Annotated in this window: 23 protein-coding genes and 1 pseudogene; 8 read left to right on the top strand and 16 right to left on the bottom strand. The window is 39.5% G+C overall.

All coding sequences use genetic code 11. The features are described from left to right. Positions 1–663 precede the first annotated feature (663 nt). Together PPM_RS30010 and PPM_RS11720 are read left to right on the top strand one after the other, a co-directional pair. Positions 664–885, top strand: a complete 222-nt coding sequence (locus tag PPM_RS30010; RefSeq protein ID WP_013371074.1) for a class I SAM-dependent methyltransferase — start codon at positions 664–666, stop codon at positions 883–885. 26 nt (positions 886–911) lie between these two features. Then, positions 912–1,412 carry a type 12 methyltransferase gene (locus tag PPM_RS11720; protein ID WP_013371073.1) on the top strand — a complete coding sequence of 167 codons (501 nt, stop codon included), beginning with the start codon at positions 912–914 and terminating at the stop codon, positions 1,410–1,412. Positions 1,413–1,717: 305 nt separating this feature from the next. Here the strand turns inward: PPM_RS11720 and PPM_RS11715 are convergent, their stop codons facing one another. The 8 genes and pseudogenes from PPM_RS11715 to PPM_RS11680 all read right to left on the bottom strand — a co-directional run bounded on the left by PPM_RS11715 (position 1,718) and on the right by PPM_RS11680 (position 7,690). After that, positions 1,718–2,992 carry an acyl-CoA thioesterase/bile acid-CoA:amino acid N-acyltransferase family protein gene (locus tag PPM_RS11715; RefSeq protein ID WP_013371072.1) on the bottom strand — a complete coding sequence of 425 codons (1,275 nt, stop codon included), beginning with the start codon at positions 2,990–2,992 and terminating at the stop codon, positions 1,718–1,720. 54 nt (positions 2,993–3,046) lie between these two features. Then, positions 3,047–3,607 (bottom strand): MarR family winged helix-turn-helix transcriptional regulator, encoded by a 561-nt coding sequence (locus PPM_RS11710; RefSeq protein ID WP_013371071.1) that lies wholly within the window; start codon positions 3,605–3,607, stop codon positions 3,047–3,049. A 518-nt stretch (positions 3,608–4,125) separates the two neighbouring features. After that, complete coding sequence (locus PPM_RS11705) at positions 4,126–4,401, bottom strand: hypothetical protein (RefSeq protein WP_013371070.1); 276 nt, start codon at positions 4,399–4,401, stop codon at positions 4,126–4,128. Between the two features lie 76 nt (positions 4,402–4,477). After that, entirely contained in the window at positions 4,478–4,762 is a 285-nt protein-coding gene (locus PPM_RS28000) for a hypothetical protein (RefSeq protein WP_014599736.1), read from the bottom strand. Between the two features lie 211 nt (positions 4,763–4,973). After that, positions 4,974–5,570, bottom strand: a pseudogene (locus PPM_RS30495) (WXG100 family type VII secretion target); the annotation flags it as partial. Between the two features lie 207 nt (positions 5,571–5,777). Next, positions 5,778–6,056: a DUF6809 family protein gene (locus PPM_RS11690; RefSeq protein WP_013371066.1), complete on the bottom strand. Its 279-nt coding sequence runs from the start codon at positions 6,054–6,056 to the stop codon at positions 5,778–5,780. A 296-nt stretch (positions 6,057–6,352) separates the two neighbouring features. Beyond that, positions 6,353–7,195, bottom strand: coding sequence for an alpha/beta fold hydrolase (locus tag PPM_RS11685; protein WP_013371065.1), 843 nt, complete (start codon positions 7,193–7,195; stop codon positions 6,353–6,355). A 126-nt stretch (positions 7,196–7,321) separates the two neighbouring features. Then, positions 7,322–7,690: a hypothetical protein gene (locus PPM_RS11680; protein WP_013371064.1), complete on the bottom strand. Its 369-nt coding sequence runs from the start codon at positions 7,688–7,690 to the stop codon at positions 7,322–7,324. Between the two features lie 295 nt (positions 7,691–7,985). Between PPM_RS11680 and PPM_RS11675 the strand changes: the two genes are divergently transcribed. The 4 genes from PPM_RS11675 to PPM_RS11660 are packed head-to-tail and all read left to right on the top strand — an operon-like array spanning position 7,986 to position 11,980. Next, positions 7,986–9,410: a spore germination protein gene (locus tag PPM_RS11675; protein ID WP_013371062.1), complete on the top strand. Its 1,425-nt coding sequence runs from the start codon at positions 7,986–7,988 to the stop codon at positions 9,408–9,410. Between the two features lie 14 nt (positions 9,411–9,424). After that, positions 9,425–10,633 carry a Ger(x)C family spore germination protein gene (locus tag PPM_RS11670; protein WP_013371061.1) on the top strand — a complete coding sequence of 403 codons (1,209 nt, stop codon included), beginning with the start codon at positions 9,425–9,427 and terminating at the stop codon, positions 10,631–10,633. Positions 10,634–10,639: 6 nt separating this feature from the next. Further along, complete coding sequence (locus PPM_RS11665; protein ID WP_013371060.1) at positions 10,640–10,867, top strand: hypothetical protein; 228 nt, start codon at positions 10,640–10,642, stop codon at positions 10,865–10,867. Between the two features lie 12 nt (positions 10,868–10,879). After that, complete coding sequence (locus tag PPM_RS11660; protein WP_014599733.1) at positions 10,880–11,980, top strand: GerAB/ArcD/ProY family transporter; 1,101 nt, start codon at positions 10,880–10,882, stop codon at positions 11,978–11,980. Positions 11,981–12,033: 53 nt separating this feature from the next. Here PPM_RS11660 and PPM_RS11655 read toward each other — a convergent pair whose 3' ends face one another. Together PPM_RS11655 and PPM_RS11650 are read right to left on the bottom strand one after the other, a co-directional pair. Then, positions 12,034–12,726, bottom strand: a complete 693-nt coding sequence (locus PPM_RS11655; protein WP_013371058.1) for a pseudouridine synthase — start codon at positions 12,724–12,726, stop codon at positions 12,034–12,036. A 138-nt stretch (positions 12,727–12,864) separates the two neighbouring features. After that, entirely contained in the window at positions 12,865–13,056 is a 192-nt protein-coding gene (locus PPM_RS11650) for a DUF3934 family protein (RefSeq protein WP_014599732.1), read from the bottom strand. Positions 13,057–13,266: 210 nt separating this feature from the next. Here PPM_RS11650 and PPM_RS11645 point away from each other — a divergent pair, with 210 nt between their 5' ends. Then, the gene (locus tag PPM_RS11645; protein ID WP_013371055.1) at positions 13,267–13,695 is read left to right on the top strand and encodes a VOC family protein; all 429 of its coding nucleotides are present in this window, start codon (positions 13,267–13,269) and stop codon (positions 13,693–13,695) included. Positions 13,696–13,767: 72 nt separating this feature from the next. On the opposite strand, the gene PPM_RS11640 is transcribed toward PPM_RS11645, so the two are convergent. Continuing rightward, on the bottom strand, positions 13,768–14,151 hold the full coding sequence (locus tag PPM_RS11640; protein ID WP_013371054.1) for a winged helix-turn-helix transcriptional regulator: 384 nt from the start codon (positions 14,149–14,151) through the stop codon (positions 13,768–13,770). 233 nt (positions 14,152–14,384) lie between these two features. Here PPM_RS11640 and PPM_RS11635 point away from each other — a divergent pair, with 233 nt between their 5' ends. Beyond that, positions 14,385–14,960 (top strand): NAD(P)H oxidoreductase, encoded by a 576-nt coding sequence (locus PPM_RS11635; protein WP_014599731.1) that lies wholly within the window; start codon positions 14,385–14,387, stop codon positions 14,958–14,960. A 71-nt stretch (positions 14,961–15,031) separates the two neighbouring features. Here the strand turns inward: PPM_RS11635 and PPM_RS11630 are convergent, their stop codons facing one another. The 5 genes from PPM_RS11630 to PPM_RS11610 all read right to left on the bottom strand — a co-directional run bounded on the left by PPM_RS11630 (position 15,032) and on the right by PPM_RS11610 (position 19,874). Beyond that, on the bottom strand, positions 15,032–16,039 hold the full coding sequence (locus PPM_RS11630) for a FecCD family ABC transporter permease (protein WP_013371053.1): 1,008 nt from the start codon (positions 16,037–16,039) through the stop codon (positions 15,032–15,034). Beyond that, the gene (locus PPM_RS11625) at positions 16,036–17,061 is read right to left on the bottom strand and encodes a FecCD family ABC transporter permease (protein ID WP_013371052.1); all 1,026 of its coding nucleotides are present in this window, start codon (positions 17,059–17,061) and stop codon (positions 16,036–16,038) included. The genes PPM_RS11630 and PPM_RS11625 overlap by 4 nt, the downstream gene beginning before the upstream one ends. A 33-nt stretch (positions 17,062–17,094) precedes the next feature. Then, positions 17,095–18,078 (bottom strand): ABC transporter substrate-binding protein, encoded by a 984-nt coding sequence (locus PPM_RS11620; protein ID WP_013371051.1) that lies wholly within the window; start codon positions 18,076–18,078, stop codon positions 17,095–17,097. A gap of 131 nt (positions 18,079–18,209) precedes the next feature. After that, positions 18,210–18,659, bottom strand: coding sequence for an immunity 63 family protein (locus tag PPM_RS11615; RefSeq protein WP_013371050.1), 450 nt, complete (start codon positions 18,657–18,659; stop codon positions 18,210–18,212). A 255-nt stretch (positions 18,660–18,914) separates the two neighbouring features. Next, positions 18,915–19,874 (bottom strand): aminoglycoside phosphotransferase family protein, encoded by a 960-nt coding sequence (locus tag PPM_RS11610; RefSeq protein ID WP_014599730.1) that lies wholly within the window; start codon positions 19,872–19,874, stop codon positions 18,915–18,917. Positions 19,875–19,997: the final 123 nt, after the last annotated feature.

Genomic DNA, 19,997 nt, shown 5'->3' with positions numbered 1-19,997 from the left:
TGAACAAGATCAGGAGATGCTAACTTGCCAATGCATATTCCAATATTTTTCCTTTCAGCCATTGAGGTTGAAATTTGAACAGAGCTAACGCTTAATACCGTCTCAATTTGATCTGCATTTTTAATAAGAATTTTATCATCTATGATTTTTTTATTTCTGGGTAGGTTAAATGGTCTAATCCTTTGTTTGTTCCTACTATAATTGTACCTTCATCTTTTGACTCAAAAGTTAAACTAACATCCATTATTTTTTCCATTTTAAACGCTGCCCCTTTATCGTTCTTTAATATAAAGTTCTCCCTTAACATCACGTATACGCAAATCAGCGCTTTTTAATCGGGTTATGGCATCCCTCAGTAGCGTCATCCATTCTATTGATGTTAAATCGGGAGCGAATCTTGCAGCTCTTATACTAGTGTGTGTCTTCAAACTATAAAACTATGATTTCAGTCAAGGTTATGGTAAACTTTTCAAATGAAAAGACGAAACGATTGCCTCATCCGATCCGCTAAATTAGCGGCTTTTTTATTTTAAATGTCTTGGTGCGTCAGTCCGTTTTCATAAAACTTCAACACGGTTTCCATTTATATCAATACCCAGAAATGTATGGTATGATGAAGGATGATTTAAAGAAATCGGTATTGTAGTGAAGGGATGATTCGTATTGATAGATCACGATAATCTTGAAGAGTATCGAGACCCGATTAATTATGATCTTGAATTTGGCGGTGAGACTAATAAATACAATTTCTATCTTGATATTGCTAGATTGAACCCAGGCGAAGTTCTGGAACTTGCATGTGGTACAGGATTGACAACCATTCATTTATCAAAATCGGGTATACATATAACAGGTGTTGATATTTCTTCATCCATGCTTGAATAGCGCGGGTTAAAGCTCAAGGTTTGCCTGTGGATTTTATTGAAGCTGATGCTCGTACATTTGATTCCGAGAAGCGTTTTTCCATGATTTATTTGACAGGAAATGCATTCCAAGCATTTTTGAGCGATGAGGATCAACGAGCCTTACTCGAAACCGTCTATAAGCACCTAGAGTCAAATGGGATGTTTATTTTTGAAACACGAAACCCCTTGGGAAACGATTTATCTAACCAAGAGGAAAGCATCTGGGGAAATTTTATCGATAAAGATGGAATTAAAGTCAAGGTAACTGGGACACAGTCGTATGATTCAAGTAACCAGATCATGCACTGGGTCACGTTCCGTGATTGGGGATCGGAGAAAACAACTTCTCGAATTGCATGTCGCTTTACTGATAATGACACGCTTCAGCGTTTATTAACGAGCCGCGGCTTTTTTTTCGAAAATCAATATTCGAACTGGGATAAAACACCGTTCACTCCTTTATCTCCTTCCATCATTAGTGTTTGTCGAAAAAAACATGGAGCCTAATACGATAATAATCCCGGAATGTTCATCCCAAGTGTTTTACGACCGCGCGTAAGATATCCATGCCATTCGCATGTTTTTGAAGGAACAACAGGCTATTCCAGTGATTCCCGAAGAAAAAATCGCCGAGTCATCCTAAAATATGATAAGATCGTTAACAAAAAACGTTATTTGGTGGAATGCCCTTTAATAAAGTAAAGAATTTATCGTCGTCTGGCGACTCACTATGTAAATTGGCGTGTACATTCAAGTCTTTTTTTGCCTTGGCAACCATTATTGTTTGGCTTGCCTGAGTTTGAAGACACGCCCTAATTCATAAAAAATTCTATTGTTTTCTGCCAAGAATCTGATTGACCAAAAGAATTTCCTTTTAAAGTACCACCACAAGTAAAAACGCCTCCACCCATTTTTAAGTTCAACGTTTCGCTTAAAGGTATAATAAACGGTATTGGTAATGAGTGACCTAAATCCTTATAGTCTAAGAGATTGTATTTGTATTTATAATTGTTTTTTTTCAAAATACTCATTATTTCTACACATGCATCGTGAGTATTCCAAATATTATCTTGCTGACCTGAAATCAGCAATAAATTTGCATTTGCATTCTCTATTTTTATTCGAGCCTCCTCTTTATTTCTTGCCCTTTCCACACTTTTTTTATATGTAGTAATAAACCCAAAAGGGATATTCTTTTCTATGCAATGACGATGATGCTCATAAAAAATGTCATTATCAACTGGTATAAATGGTAATGATCTCCCTTCATATGACCATGATGAAACATTTTTACCACTCATCAAACCATCCAACGCTTGAAAACAATATGCATGAGGTGCAGAAGCCACAACTTTAGCAATGAAATTATAGCGTGATGCCAAAAGTAACGCCAATTCTCCACCTTTAGATGTACCATGTACATATATTTCATTAGTACATGTTAATGGATTCCTTTTAAGCCAAGAGAACACCTTTTCAAAATATTCAAGAGGAATTTCCTCAAGCTTTTTAGGCAATCCCTTTTCATTGAAATATCCAACGGTTAAAACATTAAAACCTCTAGATGCCAATGGTCCTGACAAAAGCGAAAGACCACTTCGTTCACCATCAGACCCACCCAATACTACAATCGTTTTATAATTTGAGTTTTCAGTGTAAAACAACTCTCCCACGAATTCATCAGTAATCTGATGTCTTTTCACTTCGGGTAACTTAAACATACGCTCTAGTCTTATGCATTCCCGATCTTGTCCATTTTCACATACAATGTCAATAAATAGACTACCATCTATTGAAATATTATGAGCGATATTTCCTCCCTCACTATTAATCTTCTGTAAAGAAGCAATAAGGCCCATACTATCTATATAATCATAAGTTCCAGAATCAGGTTTGTGTTTTGATAAATCAACACTACCGTTTGAATCCGCAGTAAACCAAGCAAATGATTGATACTTTTCACTAACTGCCCAAGGAAAATGCATGGATGCAGTTATTTTCATTTTGTCCTCTGGTGGTAACCCGGTGACACAAAAATCGATTTTTTCATCAATTATTGCAATTCTCGGTTGTACTTGTAATTTCATCTCGCGACCTCCAAAAGTAGCAAAGAATTTTGATGGAAAAATGTTTCCCATTATTTAAAAATGTTTTCTCCGTAAAATAAAGCTATCTAAAGCTCGAATTTGTGCTTCTTGAAACCCTTCCAAGTCTTCAAATTTATAATTTACATCTTCCTCAAAACCAACGTACTCTTCGTTGTGAGCACCATATATTCTTTTCAATAAACTCCATAACACTTCTAATTCTTCAGTTGTGAATTCATTAAAAATATCTGCCATTAGGCATATTGCTTTCTCACCACATTCCAGCATGACTCTTTTCCCTAATTCCGTGATTTCCACGTTAATTGCACGTTTGTCCCGTTTGCTTGGCGTCGTAATTAGGTATCCTTTATTCTCTAAATTGACTATAAGCTTTTGTGCGCTTTGTTTGCTTGTTTCTAACTTTCTTGCAATATTAACAAGTGTTGTTTCATCCTCTGGCAAATGAGCTATTGCCAGCATGATCATGTACTGTCGTGATGTTAATTTCTCAAAATAGTTGTCACCTTGTATTTGCAACTTATTAGTAACGGAAAAAAAAGTAGCGTAAGTTTGTTGCATTATATATAACTCTCTAAGCGCTTTAGAATATTCCATAAATATATCCTTTTCTTTTTATTGTCACCCTACTGACTATAATTACAATAACAGCATTTTGTATTATCGTCAACATGGTGACAATAATACCACTTGGAAATTTCATACATTAAATAAACGATTGTTATTTTGTATCTGAAATTCCTAGTCGTTATGAATGATCAGCCCGGTCACGTCTTTTTCCTTGCAAAAGCTTTGGTAAGTCCTTATCGCAGAAAGATACCACCAGCGTTCGCCCACTCGATATTGCGTAATATCCGTATCCGTTACCCATTATTGGTTAGCTTTTACTCTACACACTCAGCAGCTAAGTAGTTTCTCCTAGAGCGACATTTTTGGCGAATTTTGGACTTGACTAAACTTTCAAAGTGAATTGAATACAAACGCTCTACAGCTTGAATAAGTATCCTATTCCTTTGGTTCACCTCCATTAGATATGAAAAAAACTTATTCCTCCTCATGGTTCGAGGTGAAATAAGTTTTGAATTAAGTGCATTCATTCAGACGAACAGGAGGCCTTACCATTCAACTTCTTCAAATAAACGGAAAACCATCTTTATTTCAAAATCATCTAAAATTTTAAATCCGGATATTTCACTTTCTTTTTCCCCAAGTTTTATCATAGTAGCTATTGCTAAGTCTCCCACCTTGTAATGGCCTAGCAGCTTATCTTGAGGTTCCCTTTTCAGAGATAATCCACTTAATTTTTTTATTATTTCCTCTGTATGAATGCTCTCTTTTCCGATATGTGTCATTGCATGATATAAAACTATGGGGTTTTTCTCTTCCAACAAATTTTCCAACTCATCTATTGAACATTTTCCTTCTTCTATTTTTTTACTATATTCATTTTATTCCACCTGAATTATTTTATTTTAAATGTTCGGTTAGTAATCTTCTTTCTTGAATATAATTTTCAAATAACATATTTGCAATATCATTACGTCCCATATCTTCGGCAATTTTTATTTCTCTCATATATGCATTTAACTCCATCTTCACACGATTTATTGTTTGAAAATGGTAACTCATTCCGGGGAATCCTTGTTTTGAATCGTCTAGGTAATGAGTATACTCATGAATTAACGCTCCTATAGAAGCATCTTCATCTATTATTAGTTGGCCAGGCCCTCCCTTGCTAGGAGAATATGCCATTGTGTTACCTTTATATATTACTTCTACTCCCTCTGAATGTAACTCATCAATAATTTTATTCCATTCTTGTGGATGTGACTCTCTTCCAGGTCCAATAACTTCCTTTTAAAGGATCATCAGGATTCTTTCTGAATATATCATCAATATCTGTATTGAGCCCTCTTACAAAAGCAGGGTGCTGTTCGCTTTCTTTTAAAATATTTGTACTTTTAGCACCTTCATACTTAACAGATCCCTCCAAAATATTCTTGGGCTTAATCAGCGCTTTAGTTGTCGTAGAACCTATCATCAAACCAGCTGTACCAATCAAATTTGCCATATGTTCTTTTGACCATGCATTTGTGGGATTAAATGCTCCCTGAATCATGCCCGTTACACCAAATGTACCGAAATTGAGCATATCATTCCATGAATCATTTTGTTTAGCTGCTCGTTCCATGTACCCTTGATACATTCCTTTGGGTATACCGTACGTCATGTAATCCATGAAGCTCCAGAAAGAATCAAATTTTTTTTCATATCGTTCTGAATTGGCTGCTACAAAATCCTGACCAAGCTCTGCTAAGCTATCCGCCGATTTCTGGAGCGCATTTCGTGTATCCGCAACAGGAACTGCGCAAGTATTCGGTGGAGGTGGCAAGCAACCTGGGTCTAGGTTTCAATCCTCCACCATATCTGCTAATCTAAACTTATTTGCATGCTGCCGTAGTTCTCTAGCAATAGAATCTGTTAGTGTAACAAAGTCATCCATATTCTTCTGAGATGTTTGGAATCTATAATAGAATTGCTCCTTTGTTATCCCCTTCCAAAATCGTTCCACAAACGAGATATTCTGAAAATTATGGGAAATTATCTTTATTACTAATTGTTATAAGAACAGGAAGACTGAATCCCTATGACCTCTGACTTATATTTATAAATGCTTCTCTTATACTGTCCACTCCTAAAGTACATCTTACTTAAGTTATATGATTCACCTTATAAAAATAAGCCAATACATTGAAAGCTCGATCTCCTAGTTTCGATAGTTTATCCCATCAATTATTTCAATTATCGTCAAAGCCCCTGCTTTGTACCCTGAAATATAATCTGAGGCAGATAATATAGAAATCAGTACATCATTTAAATCGGATAGTTCTTCAATTAATTCGTAATCTTGTTCCGACAATCTTGCTTTTAATGCTTTCATAGAAGCGGATATTTTCTGATGGACTAGCTCAAGCTCAGGGTTTTTAGGCTTGGTCCGTTGGCTTGGGTACCATTTTCCATAGTATAAATCCTCCAAGATACTCATATATTCATCTTCTTCTCCCTTTAAATAAAATTTTGTGTAAATTTCAGAATCGTAGATGCATTTTGTTCCCTGAAAATAGAATATCCCATTGTAATGTCACTAATGATTTTTTAGCGAATATTTCACTAAGAATCATTAAAAAACTAATAATCAATTAAGCACAGACTTTTTATTAAATAGAAAAAAACCAAAAAAAGCCCTATCCCGTAGGATAGAGCTCTACATTTCTAATCACAACTTTGAAAAGTTGCATTTTCTACTCTAATTTATCTAATCTAATTGTTCGGCTGATTAAACTAATTCGGCATCAAAGTGTGTTTTGAAATTGAATCGATAATTAAATCCCAGTCGTCATAGTGAATCTCATGTCCGGCACCTTCCAATGCCAGTAAAAACGCACCCGGAATTTCGTTAGCAAGATGTATTCCATGTTCATAAGGGATAATCGGATCTTCAGTACCGTGTATAACCAGTGTAGGAACGTTTATTTCCCCTGTCCTGGCCAAATAGGATTCTCCACCTGACAGCATTGCGTGATTATTCATACTAGCCATATTATTGCTTCTTTTCCATTCTTCTTTTGCCAGTTGATACACCTTATTCTCATCGAAGGAATGCTTTGAACCTACTAGAATTCTTGATCTACCCACCACAAAATCAACCACCGATTGTTCGTTCGTCCAATCTATTGCTTCCATATTCGAGAAGTAGTCCATAACCTTTTTCTCCATCGGTGGAAGATCGGGAGCAAAATTGGACGTGGCTAAAAGAGTCACCGTTAATACTCTGTCTGGATGTCGTAGAGCTATCATCTGAGTCAGCATTCCGCCCATAGACATCCCTACGATATGCGCTTGTTCAATCTTATAAGCATCCAAAACTCGAATCGCATCATCTGCCATGTCTTCGAAAGTATAGTAAGGTTGACCCGGTTCATAAGTTGTAGAACATCCGACATCTCGGTTATCATAACGAACGACAAAACGACCTGTATCAGCTAAACGCTGGCAGAATTCTTCCTCCCACCAGATCAGTGAGGATTGAGCGCCCATAATCAGTAATATTGCTGGATGAACTCGCTCGCCGAAACTCTCACTACAGATTTCTATTCCATCGCTTTTTATAAGTAGTTCATTCATGTAGAATTCCTCCCCTCAATGATATATAACAAAAAAACACCGAATATTACCTTCATCACTTATCCTCATTAAGTACTTTCAGTGCCCCTGCCTTAGGCAGACAGGAATTACCGATCTACTCGGTCGTTAGTTTAAGATATTTTGTTGCAAGAAATTCAGAAAATCTCTTTGCATAGAGCCAAGCGTAAGAATTTTTTTGATTATCCTGAACCTACTGTGCTGGCCTTTGATTTTAAATGACCATACTGCAGAAGACAGGTGTCCAGAATGATATTTTTGTTCTTGTAAATCAGCTATTTCATATTCAACTTTTTGTACTACTTTTGTGGAAAATAGATTGAGGAAAAGGATAATAATCCGATCATTATTTAAGAGTAATATGGCTCGACTTGTATAAGCCGAAAAGCTCTGTGGAGTTGAATAGCAGATGAGCATGTCAGATTCTCTATAAGGTTCTGCTAGCTTGTCGATCAATTTTTTTGTAATGAATAGCATGATCAAATCCCTCTCTATCTGGATGTTTAAATGAATTGACAGTAAAGAATATCCATCAAAAATATTATACTACACAAGTAAACTATTCCAAAAAAGGATAGTCATCTGTAGCCTGTTTGAATAATTGGATGAATTGAAATTTGGATAAATTAAGCTCTTTACATAGTATTATTGCAGTTATTGTATCCTCCACCGTTAAAGATGTTATTAATCTTAACGACAATGAACACAATCATGGATTATTGTGGTATTATTTCGGATTATTGTTAATACTACGAATCTGAGGAGGGTAACAATGAAGTTACATACCAAATTTTCAAGACAATTATGCCGGAATATCGAGCTCATTTGTGACTTCATGGGTAATAGTTCGGATTTTGTTGTTCGTGAAATCACAGCTGGTCATAAACACGCCGCTCTTTTTTATTTGGACGGCATGACTGACATGCAAAAGGTACAGGACAATGTGATCCGTCCGTTGCATGATCGTGTCTCCTCTGACGAGATCACTTTACCGTTATTGAAAAACGCAATTTTGGACATTGGTGAAGCAAGCTTCACTCAAAACTTTGAAGATGCCTTGGATCAGATTCTCTCAGGTGGTCTTCTCCTCCTACTGGACGATACGGATGAAGGATTGGTCATTTCTTTGCCTGGATGGGAAGAACGCAGCATTTCGGACTCGAAGACGCAGCCAGTGGTCAGAGGTCCGCAAGAAGCGTTTACAGAAACTTTACGTACGAATACGACTATGGTTCGCCGAAGGGTGAAGGATACAAGAGTACGTCTAACTACCATGAAAGTTGGCGAAAAAACTAAGACCGATATATCCGTCATGTATTTACATGGGGTCGCTGACCCCAAAAAGGTGCAGGACATGATATCCAAGTTAAAGAACATGCATGTAGAAGGCGTGCTTGAAAGCGAATATTTGGAAGAATGTCTCCATGATAAACAACTCACGATATTTCCGCTCTTTTACAATTCAGATCGCCCAGACTCCATTGCAGCAGGAATTATGGAGGGGAAAATAGCGATATTTGTGGATGGATCTCCCTTCGCCATCCTTGCACCTGCGGTGTTTGCAGATTTCCTTCAATCCGCAGAAGATTATTATCAATCCTTTGTTTACAGTAGTATCATTCGAATATTAAGGTACATCTGCCTGGCAATCTGTATGTTGGCTCCGGCCATTTATGTCGCATTAACGACATTCCATCAGGATATGATTCCAACCGTTTTATTATTAAGCTTATCCGCGCAACGTGAAGGAGTACCGTTTCCCGCATTTGTTGAGGCGATGATCATGGAAGTGGTTTTTGAAATTCTGAGGGAGGCAGGTCTTCGTATGCCACGGACGGTTGGTCAAGCCGTTTCTATTGTCGGGTCAATCGTGATCGGCCAGGCAGCTGTAGAAGCAAACATCGTTTCGGCTGTTATGGTCATTGTTGTTGCAATAACGGCCATTTCCAGCTTTGTCATTCCCTCGTACACCTTTGCCATTCCAATCCGGATATTACGTTTCGCCTTCATAGGCATAGCCGCTATGTTTGGTGTGTACGGGTTGACTGTTGGTATTCTTATGCTCTTTGTACATCTGAATGGGCTTCATTCATTCGGTGTACCGTATTTGAGCCCCTTTGCCAATTACAAATCGTCGGAGCAGAGGGACGCAATATTGCGTTTTCCATATAGGACAAAAAAACATCGCAAAAACTAAAGGAGTAGACCATCATGAATTCGTATCGATCCACCATTTTATTACTGTTTATGTGCATCTGGCTAATGGTGTTTCTTACGGGTTGTTGGAATAGTAAGGAATTGAGCGCAATTTCCGTCGTGATGGCTCTGGGCATTGATGCTGTTGATGACCAATATGAAGTCAGTTTACAGGTGGTTGACCCATCGAAAATGTCTCAGAATTCCCCCACGGAACGGACGCCAACGATCGTTTTTTCCAAACGCGCCGATACCATATTTGAAGCTATTCGAAAATTAACAACGGAATCGTCCCGCAAAATGTATATGTCTCACTTAAAGTTTGTCATTTTTGATGAGAAAACCGCAAAAAAAGGAATCAAGGAGCCGCTGGACTTTCTATTCCGTGATCATGAAGTTCGGCCTGATTTCTATTTGGCCGTTGTCAGAGAAAACTCGGCAAAGGAGGCCGTTACTTTTGTAGCTCCAACCGAGGTTTTGCCTGCAATGGATATGTATAAAGCATTAAAGATTTCTGAAAAAGCATGGGCTCCAACTTCCGCGGTCAATGTAAAAGATCTTTTGCAGAAATTTACGGAGGATGGCATTGAACCAGTTCTCACCGGTATTCGACTGACAAACGTAGAAAAAGGTCTGACTATTGATAATGTGACAAAGTCGCCTCAACATGTTAAATATTTTTTCACTGGAATTGGTGTTTTCAAGGGCGATCGACTTATCGATTGGATGGATGATTCACAAAGTAAAGCATTTACCTATATATCCAACCGTGTTTCCAGTACCGTAGCTTCCATCGATTGTCCGAATTCCAAAGGAAAATTTGTTGTTGAAGTAATCCGTTCCAAAGTAAAAATACATCCAGAAATAATAGACCATGAGCCGCGTATTTCTCTTATTGTGGATACAGAATCCAATATCGGAACAATCTCGTGCAATGCCAACCCTAAGAATGAAGAGACATTTAGAGATCTTCAAGAATCAGCTAAAGAGCATCTGCAACAGTCTTTGAAGAAAGGCATTTCGCACGCACAACAAATCGGTTCCGATATATTCGGGTTTGGAGAAGCTTTTCACCGCAAATTCCCGCGTGAATGGCATAGATGGAAAGAGGATTGGCCACAAAAATTCCAAACACTTAAAGTGGATATTCAGCTCAATTATCGTTTAGTTCGGTTCGGAGACATCACTAGTCCAATTGATATGGGAATACACAATCAGGAGTGAATGCATATGCTTTATGTGATTCTCGTAACTTCCATTTTAACATCGTTGTATGAGTTTAAAAAATTTAAAGAGAAACAATATGTACGTGAAATTGTATTCAGCTCAATATTGTTGATTATAGGCGTTATATTGATTATCCTACGGATCGTCAGCATTAAACTGCCGACTCCACTAACAGGCATTCAAATCCTATTTCAACCGATAAGCCGTTTACTTACAGAAATGTTATCTTAAGGAGGTATTAAGGTGAATTCCAACTTGACCGTTCGGCAAGCTATTATGTGGTTTGCATTATATCAAATAGGAAGCGCATATCTGGTACTCCCAGCGGCAATTACCGCTGCCGCTAAACAAGATGCCTGGCTCTCCATCCCAATCTCCTTAGGGTTTTATCTGTTATTGATACCTTTATATACCTCCATCGCTAGGCAAATACAGGGGAAATCTTTCGTAGAGTATCTCCGTTGCCTCTTCGGTCCCTTGGGCGCAACGATCAGTATCGTTTTCATTTTTTTCTTTCCCTTTCTTGTGTTCATCATGACGCTTCGAAATCTAGGCGACTTTATCACGATAGCTATTATGCCTGAAACTCCCCCCGACGCCATATATTTCATCATGCTTATAGTCATTTATTTCGCCGTTCGATCAGGCCCAGCTGTAATTGGCCGTTGTGCGGAAATCCTGTTTTTTTTCCTTCTTGTTCTGTATCTTTTAGTCAGGATTACCCTTCTTCCTGAGAGCAAAATAGATAATGTGCTCCCTATTTTTGAGTATGGTTTGAACCCTATCGTTCTCGCTTCGTTCAATTTGTTTGCCTTTCCCTATCTTGAGGCATTTCTGTATCTTTTTTTTGCACAGTACATCCCTGATCCAAAAAAGTGGAGAAAGACAGTGATAACATCTGCTCTGATTAGCGGCGGCATGTATTTTCTCATGGTTCTACAAATAATCGCCGTGATGAGTGAAGGTGTTGTATCTAATTTGACATTTCCTACTTTTTTTATTAACCGAACAATCAGTAGCGGAGAGTTTCTTCAACGGTTTGAAATTTTCGTTGCAGTGTTCTGGTTTGTCACTATTTTTTTCCGACTCGCACTGCTTTTATATGTTTCAGCACAAGGGCTTGCAGATGCTTTTCGCCTTCGAAACGCTAACGCTCTCTTAGTTCCTTTGATCCTAATCGCAATAGCAATGGTTCATTCTATTTGGCCAAACATGCAATTTATAAACAAGTTTTTTTCAGTATGGCCTTTTTACGCCATGATTTTCGGTATTGTGTTTCCTATTGTGCTATGGCTGGTGGGTAAGTTAGGCGGCTCGTTGAAATTACGTAAAAAGTATCACTAAGTTGCGTTGGCCGTATGAACATATTGCCTTCAAATAAACTTTTGTTGTACTCATTATTGCAATTTAGCGAGAAGTAGCTCCAGTTCCTCCTTCTCAAGATGTCTCCATTGTCCACGCTCCAGATGATCCAATGTAATATTCATAATTCGAACACGCTCCAACTTGAGCACCCTGTAGCCCAAAGCCTTGCACATTCTACGAATTTGCAGGTTTAGACCCTGTGTCAAAATAATACGGAACTCGTATTCGCTTATACGATCAACCTTGCACGGTTTGGTAATGACGTTCAATATTTCAACGCCACGAGACATGGTCTGTGTAAATTCATCTGTAACAGGTTTGTCTACAGTCACCACATATTCCTTCTCATGACCATGCTCGGAACGCATCATTTGATTGACAATGCTTCCATCGTTCGTTAATAAAATGAGCCCTTCTGACGCCTTATCCAGCCTGCCAATGGCAAAAATACGTGAAGGATAATTGACATAACGAATAATATTGCCCTCCACTTGCTCCGCTGCCGTACATACAATGCCGATAGGCTTATTTAATGCCAAATATACGGGTTCACTATGATTAATCGGAATAGGCTTCCCATCAATCAACACGATATCCAGTGGCTCTACTTCCGCGCCCGCTTCACATACGCTGCCATTAATTGTAATTCGCCCTGCTGCAATCAGCCTGTTCGTTTCCCGACGTGAGCAGAATCCTGTCTCACTAATGTACTTGTTAATTCGCATGATTCACCTATTTTACGTTGTAGTATGAGAAATATGGATCAATACAGGCGGTACGTCTTTAATCCACTAAAAAAACATCTGATTATGCGTACGTAATCAGATGTTAGCCTTTTAAAAACAACCCTATACATGCTCGGCCTACTTACTTCTGCCGCCTCTGTTACCAATTGGTTTGGCAGCGCCGCCTTTTGCAGCTCCTGCCGCTGTATTTCCTGGTGCACCGGTAGCAGCGCTTTTTCTCCTTACAGGCTTCGCCGTTTTGTTCCAGCGTGTCCAGCCTTTACTTCCCGTACCTCTGCCGGTTCCGCCACCCTTACTTTTTCCACCCATATAATCACTCCATGACTAGTCGTTCAGATTTAACTAAGCTATCATACCATTACTTTAATCATAATGCCCATTTGTTTTAAAAATTGAACATGTTAAGCCGCAAATACTTTTGTAAAATGGATCTTATTGTATTTTTGTTTGTTTGCAGGTAAATAATGAAATGAGATCGTATAGTATGGGAAAATAATGATCCTTAAAGGAGTGAAACACATGTCAGTTGATGTTTATCTTAACTTTAATGGAAACTGTCGCGAGGCAGCAGAATTTTACGCAGAGGCATTTGGGACTGAGAAACCAAAGATCATGACGTTCGGTGAAGCACCGCCCAACCCCGATTATCCTCTACCAGAAGAAGCCAAAAATTTGGTCATGCATACGCGGCTTCAAATTGATGGTAGTAATGTGATGTTTTCAGACGTTTTTCCTGGTATGCCTTTTGTTGCGGGAAACAACATCAGCCTCGCCATCGTCAATAAGGACGAAGAGAAAATTCGATCGTACTTTCATAAGTTAAAAGAAGGCGGGACCGTAAACATGGAACTTCAAGAAACATTCTGGAGCAAATGTTACGGCAGCCTCAAGGATAGGTTCGGAATTGAATGGCAATTAAGTTATGACAACGGAATGACCGACAGTTAGCCTTTTATATTGTCTTACGGACAGTTAAGCCCTCACAAGCTATCTGATTGAATGCTTTGTGAGGGCTTAATATCAGTCGCAGCCTTGGAATTCTTCTAAAACCTTGAATTTGTCTCCATGGATCTTATCCAGGTGATCCTCTCCCCAATAGCATAAATGATCTAGCGCGGGTTTTAATCCCCAGCCGTAGTGCGTTAACTCATACTCTACTTTAGGTGGAATTTCATTAAAAACCTTTCGTGTAACAATCCCATCCTTTTCCAGACTTCTGAGCTGAGTGGTCAGCATTTTTTGAGTAATACCCGGCATTAACCTACGAAACTCAGACGATCGTTTTCGTCCTGTCATCAGATGGTAGATAATTAAAGGCTTCCATTTTCCTCCCATTACCTCTAAAGCTGCTTCCACTCCAACTTGATACTTCTTTTGAACCCTATTTTTGGTCGGTTCATTCATTCCTTAATCCTCCTTTAGAAGGCTACGTTTGCTCAGAACAACCCATCACTTCAATTCGTGACCCAGGTCAGTTTAGGTAATCTACCTAGGGCACTTCCATGTTCCTATGGCACCTGTATCATCCTATAGAACGTAAAAGTGCGTACTTCCAGATTATTTTCCTACTGTTTATAATAGCAGCAAGCATTGAGCATGCCTAGAAGTTAGCCTATTAAGAAAGGTAGTGAATAAATATGAAAGTATTAAGCGTTGTTTCACATCCGAGAAAAGATTCTTTAACCTTTAAGGTTGCTGGTCGTTTCGTACAAGGTCTTGCCGATGCAGGCCACGATTATGAGATATTGGATTTGCATGGGATTGGTTTTGATCCTGTTTTAAAAGGAGTAGATGAACCGGATTGGTCCGTTGCGAAGCAGTCCTTTTCCCCTGAAGTAGAAATGGAAATAAAGCGGATGAAGGAGCATGACGCGTTGGCATTTATTTTTCCACTTTGGTGGTGGCATTTGCCAGCTATGCTGAAGGGTTATATTGATCGTGTATGGAACAATGGGTTTGCGTACGGTTCGAATAACCTTCATCATCAGCATATCTTATGGATTGGCTTGGCCGGCGTTTCGAAAGAACAGCTGAAAAAGCGCAACTATGATGAAATGATTACTCATTTGCTGAATGTGGGTATTGCAGATTATTGCGGTGTTTCCAATTCCAAGGTTGAATTCTTAGATGAGACACTGGGTTCAAATTCCGATCATTATGAAATACTGCTGGACCAAGCTTATCGCTTGGGTTTAAATTATGCCAAAGATTAGGTTTAATTACAAGACGCTAACCCAGCCATATTTTCCATGGACATGGGTTAGCGTCTTTCATTGATCTACATTTAATTGGCCTTTGACAACAAATAGAGGAAATAAGGGGTAACCAGGATAGTAATTATGATTCCGGTTGGAATATCAGCACCAAAACTGATTGTCCGTGTAAGTGTGTCAGCAATTAATATGACCAGTGCACCAACCAATGCAGTGGTAGGTAATAGTAGCTTATGATTGGGACCTACCAGCCTGCGAGCCAGATGGGGACTAACCATCCCCACAAAAAAGAAATTCCCACCAAGTGCCACGCTACCAGAAGCCAGAGCCACTGCTGCGATCGTCAAGCCGATAAATTCCCTTTTAATGGCTACGCCGAGCCCCGATGCTGTCTGATTTCCCAAATTCAGCGTATTGAGTGTGTTAGACCTGTAAAAAACGTAAAGGCAGATAATCAGCACCCAGGGGAGCAACACCATTATATAGCTCCAGTCGTCCCCCCACAGGTCTCCAGCCTGCCAACGCAGAGCAAAATCATACTGTTGCTTGTCTAATCGGAGCGTCAGTATCAGCGACAATGCGCTGTATCCACTCCCCATAGCAACACCCGTTAAAATTAGGCCTGTAGGCGAAATGTCTCTTCCCCGCCTGAAAGCAAACATAAAAATCAAGAAAGCTGCCGTTAGTCCGCCTGCAAAAGCCAGCCCTGGAAGAATAATAGGCGATAGTAATCCCTCACTAGCGAACAGCGTAATATACAAAAGCACAAATAACCCTGAGCCCGAACTGATGCCTAGTGTCCCCGGACTGGCCATGTCGTTTTTGAGCAGGCTTTGCATAATACAACCCGATATCCCCATGCCAATACCCACTAATACGGAAAGCACAATACGTGGCAGTCGAAATTCAAATACGATCAGGTTCTGCTTATTCGTTCCTTCGCCGATGATGACCTTGAAAACTTCGAGTGGGGACAGATTCATTTTCCCGACATTCATGCTAAGTATAGCAACCAGTAGTGTCAACATGGTTAACAGTAAAATAATGCTTATCCCCCTGCTATTGCGGGACAGTTTCAACTAAACTCCCTCCTTTGCTTGCGCACAAGGTAGAGAAAATAGGGTACTCCGACCAAAGCAAAAATAATGCCCAGCGGCGTTTCGTGAGGGCGATTAATCATTCGACCCAGCAAATCTGCTGCCAGTAGAAAGACTGCGCCATACAGCGCTGAGGCGGGAATAATATATCGATAATCTGTACCGACCAGATATCGCATAATATGTGGCACGATCAAACCTACAAAGCCAACAGGACCGACAACAATAACCGATAGCCCCGTTAGAATTAATACGATTAGGGTTGAAAATAGCTTAATTCTATTCGCACGAATTCCCAAGCCTGACGCCACCTCCTCTCCAAAGCTCAAGATCGTAATGGAGGGAGAAAGGGCGATAGCACAGACCAAGCCCACTACAAATAGTGGTGAAATGAAAGCCAGTTCACTCCACTTGGCACTAGCAGTACCACCAGCAGACCAATAATCAAGTGCTTGACCAATCTCATACTTAATAGCAAGAAAAGTGCTAAACGCACCAAAGAGCATGGAAATGGACATTCCTGCTAGCACTAAGCGCTGAGGCGTCATTCCCCGCTTGCCTATAGATGCGATGTAGTACGTAATTCCTGTCGTGATGGCTGCACCTAAACAAGAATACAGCATGGTCTCTCCGTAGGTGCGACCTGGTAAAAAGGCCATACATAGCGCAATAGCAAATGTCGAGCCTGAGCTTATACCGATGAGTCCCGAGTCGGCCAATGGATTGCGAGTGGTTCCCTGCATAATAGCCCCGCACACAGCCAAGCTACACCCTACAATGATGTCTGCCACAGTGCGTGGAAAACGCAAAGTATGAATGATTTGGTGTTCCGTAATATTGGGATCAAATTGAAATACAGCCCCCCACGCCAGCTTCAAGCTCATCTCCGCAGCACCAAAGGTGATGGATGCTGCGGAAACTACCAAGAGCAGGAACACGCCCACGATCATGTAGCTTACAAAATGAAATATTCCTTTTTTATTTCGTTCTTTGTGAGTAGACATCGATTACACCCTTAGTTGGTCAATTATGCATCGTTACTTCGTCTGTTCCAGTAATTTTCCAATAATATAATCTAGCTGTCCTGTCATACTAGCAACGTCTGAATAATAGAAAAGTCCTGCATATTTCGCTGGAATTTCGATAATGTGCCCATTTTTGACGGCTGGAATACTGCTCCAGATTTTGGTCTTCGCATATTCGGATTCTTTGCCTTCCTGCTTAAACCACAGGACATAATCCCCAAAGTATTCAGCAGCTACCTCATAGGATAAAGAACCTCGTCTCTCTCCGGAATTTTTAATCAATGTATTGAGCTTTTCCGGTTTGTGAAGTCCTAGAAAATCGTAAAGCAACGTTCCTCCCCGTGAGCCTGTTTCATAATATATTCCGTAGGATCCACTGCCCCAGTCCTCGAAAATGCTAAATGTTTTGTCCTTGAATATATCGGAATTAAGTTTTTCTTTGGCCTCACTCAGCTTGCTTTCAAACTGTGAAATCACTTTATCCGCTTCTGCTTCATGTCCTGTGGCCTGACCAAGGAATTTCAACCGTTCCACAGATGTCATTTTACCCTCAGGTATTACAAGAACAGGCGCAATTTTGGACAACTTATCATAATCCTTTGTGTCATATGTAATGATGAGATCAGGATCGTATTTCATAATTTCCTCGGTCTCCCACTTTTCAATAACAGGAATCCCATTAAACTTATCGTAAAAAGGCATAGTTTCTTGTTTCCAACCAAATACCGCTGCCGGCTTGATTCCCAGCGTGAATACATCGCCAATATACCAGTTGACCACTACTCGTTGGGGATTAGCGGGCACCTTTACATCTCCTTTTATCGTAGAGACTGTACGTGTAGCAGACTCACCGCCTGCCTCTTCTTTCGTGGAAGAGGCAGGTTGAGCAGATGAATCTGAGGAACTGCCAGCATTTCCACATCCTGAAATAACGAAGATCATTACGAATAATGCACATAAAATCATGTAAGATTTCTTGCTCATCATATGATGCATGTTATAAATTCTCCTTTGAAATATAGTAATTGCAGAGCATACTTAAAATTAGTGATATTGATAATCATTATCACTAATATAAAATTGTAAATTTCTGCTTCATGATTGTCAACTGTTTCTTTAAGTTTTATTTACTTTAATGGGTTTTCCAACGTTGCCCTTCTATTCGCTTCATGCCATTCCTGATAGATTCCTCCAATTTCATAAAATGCGTTATTCATTGCTGTTGTCAGCTCCTTCATGATCTCCTTGGTATATTTTAGATGAGTATTTTGGTTATCTACTTTATATTTGCGAAGCAGATTTAGATGAGCAATGATGTGAATTGTATCTTCGATGATCCAATACATCACATCCTCTACATCTTGAGTAAGCTTATTCAGCATCTGTACGCCTCTTTCATACATCTGTAGCGTATACCCCTGTTTGCCAACTTTCACATACGGACTCAGATCATCATAAAAATCCGTACGAAAAGGTCGTCTTACATATTGCTCATATTGTTCTTCGTACATCGAAGTTTGTTCGAGCAACTTAATGGTCATATCTATGATTTCTTGTTCTCTGTATATTTTTTTCATCAGATTTCCCCATCCTTTTCTCTACTAAAATTCAGGTCATAATCATATTAGGTCATAAGTGATGCAATAAAATACTAAACTATTTTTTTACCAACCATTAACAATTCTTTTGGCTGCAATCGATAAATAGAATAGAGGAGATTCTCCTCAATATTTCAAACTGGCCGTTTGGGAATTCACCTATAAGATTAAGAAACAATCATAAAACACTATAAATAGACCGTCACTCTCAGGAGCGGCGGTCTTCACATTTTACTACTCAGGTGAACGAGGTAGATACCATTTTGGTATAACCGTTTGAAAGTAATCATACCCCTCCAAAACCTCTTCAGCTCGTTGCACCATATCGTCTACCTCTTCTTTGCCAAATGGAATGGCCCAGTGAATCGATGAAATCTGATTGCTTGCAATATACAGTGCCATTAACCTAAAAAATAAATCCGGCACATCGTTATTGAAATAACCATGAATACGACCAGAAGCAAATAATGGGCTTAATCCCGCACACCAGGTGATACGATTGAATTCCTCCCAGGGATCGCCATAATCCAGTCTATTAAAATCAATGATACCCAGTTCACCAGATGAGGTAATCACCATATTGCCCACATGATAATCCCCATGCTGAAATGTCTGGGGGCGATTTTCTAATAGATGACGGTTTTGCTCAATAAAACTTATCGTTTGATCTGCTCCTTTTAAAGCAATACCGCATGACTTATAGTTTCTGATATATCTGTTGATTTTGGCATTATAATGTTCAGCCCATTGGACGCGATCTTGCTCCGCGTAAATCTCATGCAACTTAGCCAATACCTTTCCAGCATGAACTCCAAGCTGATACTGCTGTTCTGCATTTAATGTGGGTATAATTCCTTCAGCATCCTCCCCGTTGACCCAGGTAAATAAAGAGTATACCGACTGTCCGTTGTTGCACAATCCAAAACCAAGCGGACGGGACATTAGAACATTATCTATATGATCCAGCTTTTTTACGGATTCAAATTCTCGCTGTTTCTTGTCATATTGGGTGATATTCGAAATTCTCAGCAGCAAATCTCTACCGTCAGTGGTTTGAATAAAATATTTGCTGTCACTGGACCAGCCTTTATGAATTTCTTGCACGTTCCTCCATGCGCTGGCACCTGGAATTTCACTCAAAAAATGATTCACGCTCGCATCCCCCCACGCTAATAGCCTTTTTATACCTTCCATAGTTTACCTTTAAAATGACAAAGGAATCAATCTTCTTGCCAGCATAAATCCAAATTAAAAAGGCTGAAAAGACAGACGTCTCTTCAACCTGAATATAAAGTGAGTTGTTGGTCATAAATACCT

The organism is Paenibacillus polymyxa M1 (genome assembly GCF_000237325.1).
Lineage (GTDB): Bacteria > Bacillota > Bacilli > Paenibacillales > Paenibacillaceae > Paenibacillus > Paenibacillus polymyxa_C.
This window is presented reverse-complemented; position numbering and strand designations above follow the sequence as displayed.

Excerpts from the sequence above, each read along its gene's own strand:
- PPM_RS11715 (WP_013371072.1), bottom strand. The coding sequence starts at position 2,992 with ATGAAATTACAAGTACAACCGAGAATTGCAATAATTGATGAAAAAATC.
- PPM_RS11710 (WP_013371071.1), bottom strand. The coding sequence starts at position 3,607 with ATGGAATATTCTAAAGCGCTTAGAGAGTTATATATAATGCAACAAACT.
- PPM_RS28000 (WP_014599736.1), bottom strand. The coding sequence starts at position 4,762 with ATGGCATATTCTCCTAGCAAGGGAGGGCCTGGCCAACTAATAATAGAT.
- PPM_RS11690 (WP_013371066.1), bottom strand. The coding sequence starts at position 6,056 with ATGAGTATCTTGGAGGATTTATACTATGGAAAATGGTACCCAAGCCAA.
- PPM_RS11685 (WP_013371065.1), bottom strand. The coding sequence starts at position 7,195 with ATGAATGAACTACTTATAAAAAGCGATGGAATAGAAATCTGTAGTGAG.
- PPM_RS11680 (WP_013371064.1), bottom strand. The coding sequence starts at position 7,690 with ATGCTATTCATTACAAAAAAATTGATCGACAAGCTAGCAGAACCTTAT.
- PPM_RS11675 (WP_013371062.1), top strand. The coding sequence starts at position 7,986 with ATGAAGTTACATACCAAATTTTCAAGACAATTATGCCGGAATATCGAG.
- PPM_RS11670 (WP_013371061.1), top strand. The coding sequence starts at position 9,425 with ATGAATTCGTATCGATCCACCATTTTATTACTGTTTATGTGCATCTGG.
- PPM_RS11665 (WP_013371060.1), top strand. The coding sequence starts at position 10,640 with ATGCTTTATGTGATTCTCGTAACTTCCATTTTAACATCGTTGTATGAG.
- PPM_RS11655 (WP_013371058.1), bottom strand. The coding sequence starts at position 12,726 with ATGCGAATTAACAAGTACATTAGTGAGACAGGATTCTGCTCACGTCGG.
- PPM_RS11650 (WP_014599732.1), bottom strand. The coding sequence starts at position 13,056 with ATGGGTGGAAAAAGTAAGGGTGGCGGAACCGGCAGAGGTACGGGAAGT.
- PPM_RS11645 (WP_013371055.1), top strand. The coding sequence starts at position 13,267 with ATGTCAGTTGATGTTTATCTTAACTTTAATGGAAACTGTCGCGAGGCA.
- PPM_RS11640 (WP_013371054.1), bottom strand. The coding sequence starts at position 14,151 with ATGAATGAACCGACCAAAAATAGGGTTCAAAAGAAGTATCAAGTTGGA.
- PPM_RS11635 (WP_014599731.1), top strand. The coding sequence starts at position 14,385 with ATGAAAGTATTAAGCGTTGTTTCACATCCGAGAAAAGATTCTTTAACC.
- PPM_RS11625 (WP_013371052.1), bottom strand. The coding sequence starts at position 17,061 with ATGTCTACTCACAAAGAACGAAATAAAAAAGGAATATTTCATTTTGTA.
- PPM_RS11620 (WP_013371051.1), bottom strand. The coding sequence starts at position 18,078 with ATGCATCATATGATGAGCAAGAAATCTTACATGATTTTATGTGCATTA.
- PPM_RS11615 (WP_013371050.1), bottom strand. The coding sequence starts at position 18,659 with ATGAAAAAAATATACAGAGAACAAGAAATCATAGATATGACCATTAAG.
- PPM_RS11610 (WP_014599730.1), bottom strand. The coding sequence starts at position 19,874 with ATGGAAGGTATAAAAAGGCTATTAGCGTGGGGGGATGCGAGCGTGAAT.